The organism is Planomonospora algeriensis, assembly GCF_977012225.1.
This window is the reverse complement of sequence record NZ_CDRNDK010000722.1, coordinates 1-2,218: the sequence shown is the minus strand read 5'-3', so window position 1 is coordinate 2,218 and position 2,218 is coordinate 1. Positions and strand designations below refer to the sequence as shown.

The 2,218-nt window shown below is 70.2% G+C and carries 3 protein-coding genes; all 3 read left to right on the top strand.

Translation table 11 applies throughout. From position 1 onward, the window contains the following. The first annotated feature begins 657 nt into the window (after positions 1–657). Positions 658–1,137, top strand: coding sequence for a hypothetical protein (locus tag ACWJ6R_RS35030; RefSeq protein WP_449066320.1), 480 nt, complete (start codon positions 658–660; stop codon positions 1,135–1,137). 10 nt (positions 1,138–1,147) lie between these two features. Further along, the gene (locus ACWJ6R_RS35025; protein ID WP_449066319.1) at positions 1,148–1,810 is read left to right on the top strand and encodes a B3/B4 domain-containing protein; all 663 of its coding nucleotides are present in this window, start codon (positions 1,148–1,150) and stop codon (positions 1,808–1,810) included. A 188-nt stretch (positions 1,811–1,998) separates the two neighbouring features. After that, positions 1,999–2,218, top strand: a 220-nt coding sequence (locus ACWJ6R_RS35020; RefSeq protein WP_449066321.1) for a 2-oxoglutarate dehydrogenase E1 subunit family protein, incomplete at its 3' end; no start/stop codon positions are given.

The following is a 2,218-nucleotide window of genomic DNA, read 5'->3' as shown; positions in this document are numbered from 1 at the left end:
CAGTTCAACCTGCAGATCCGTGCACTAGGCCGGACACACATCTGCGGAACGCAGGAGCCATATGACCAGACTAACTCGCTTCTTTCAAATATCGAGCCTTATTCGAAAGAACCATAGAAAGTGATCGCCATCGCCGATCATCTCGACATCGCCCCCTGAAAACCGGCTCGCGCAGGCGCCGTCCCATCCGATCAGGTCAGGCCGCTACGCGCGGCCAAGGCGTGAAGCTCGGGCGGGACCGGACCGGTGCCGTACCGCATTCCCGAGATCAACGCGACGACCGAGGGGCGGCGGACCTCCTGAGGCGCGGTCCGTTCGGCGGCGAGGACTGCGGTTGGGGCGGCACGCCCGCATTCAGACGCGACCCCGGAAGGCTCGATGAGAGCGGCCGGGGCCTCATGATCGTGGCTGCGCCGGCTTCCAAAGCCGGCTACCGAGGCACCCAAGCCGTCGGCCACGCCGTGTGGGCGCAGTTCGCCCTCGCGTCTCCCTGAACCTGCGGCTCTCCCGGCGTCGATCGATCGGACGGTGCTCGGCAGGTCGCACGCACCTGCGCCTGACCCGGGTAACGAGTGGATTCCGGGACCCGTCCGTCATTGCCCTTATAGGACATAAGCCTCTATAACCCTCCTTCTATCAATAAAGCAGGAGGATTACATGCAGGAAAGCAGGAAACCACTCAGGGCCGTGCGGACGGTCGCGGCCGTGCTGGGCGGGGCGCTGGTCGCGGGGCTGGTCGTCGGCGTCGCGGCCCGGCTGCTGATGCGCGCCATCCTGCTCGCCGTCGACATGCCGACCTCCTTCTCCGCGGGGGGAACGGCGGCGGTGCTCGTCGCCTTCGCCGTGCTGGCCGTACCGGCCGCCGCGACCGCGGCCGCGCGTCCCGCGGTGAGGCGTGCGGGACGGTGGGTGACGGTGGCGCTGACCGGGTGGGGCTCCGCACGGACCGGGCTCGCCGACGCCAAGATGCTGCTGCTGGCGGACGAGGACCGGCTCTCGGTCGTCGCGGGGCTGATCGTGGCCTTCGCGGTGACGGCGGCGCTGCACGGCCGGCTCGCGCAGTACGCGACACGCCGCCTCGCGGGCCCGCCCACGACCGAGCGGGCGGGCACGCCCCCGGACCCGGAGGAGTCCTAAACTGGCACCCGTGATCGAGGACATCTGGGTGGATCCGGCCGTCGCCGAGCTCAGGCCGGACTTCGCGGTGCTGGCCATGGCGGTGTACGGCCTGCGCAACGGACCGACCGACGACAGGTCGCGGGCCTGGCTGGCCGAGGCGGCCGACCGGGCGGTGACGCCGGACGACCCGAGGGTCGAGGCGTGGCGGGACGCCTACCGGGCGTTCGGCGCCAAGCCGCAGCGGACCCGGCCGTCGGTGGACGCGCTGGTCCGGCGGATGCCGCTGCCGGAGATCAACCTGGTGGTGGACGCCTACAACGCGGTCAGCGTCGGCCACGGCCTGCCGATCGGCGGCGAGGACCTGGCCCGCTACGCGGGCACGGCCCGGCTGGTGCGGGCGGCCGGGGACGAGCCGTTCGAGGTGGTCGAGAAGGGCGAGCCCGCGATCGACCACCCGGAGATCGGCGAGGTGGTCTGGCGGGACGACCTGGGCGTCACCTGCCGGCGGTGGAACTGGCGGCAGTGCGTGCGGACCCGGATCACCGAGGAGACCTCCGACGCCCTGTTCCTGCTGGAGCGGCTGGAGCCCATGTCGCTGGAGGAGCTCCGGGCCGCCGGGAACGAGCTGACCGTCCTGCTGGAGGAGATCACCCCCGGCCTGCACGTCGAGACGCGCCTCGTCACCGCCTGACGCGCCCGGGGCGGAGTGACCATACTCACACCCTCCCGTCAGCCCCCCGAACGTGACCACTTTCAGCTGTTCTGAGAGGATCGTTTCGGGGGCTGCGGCCAGACGGGCGCGGGCCCATGCCCAGGAGAGTAGCCTTGGACAGGTTCTCTCATCATCAACGCCGATCTGCGGAAGAGGCGATTTCCGCCGTGTCGTCTGAGTCGTCGCGGACAAACCCGCTGGCAGCCTTCGGTCAGAACGAATGGCTTGTCGACGAGCTGTATCAGAAGTACCTCCAGGATCCCGAGTCCGTGGACCGCGCCTGGTGGAACTTCTTCGCTGACTACACCCCTGATTCCGGGTCCGGCAGAGCCGCGGCCCAGGGAACGGCCGCGGCCGCTCCCCCGACCCCCGCCACGGCCCCGGCCA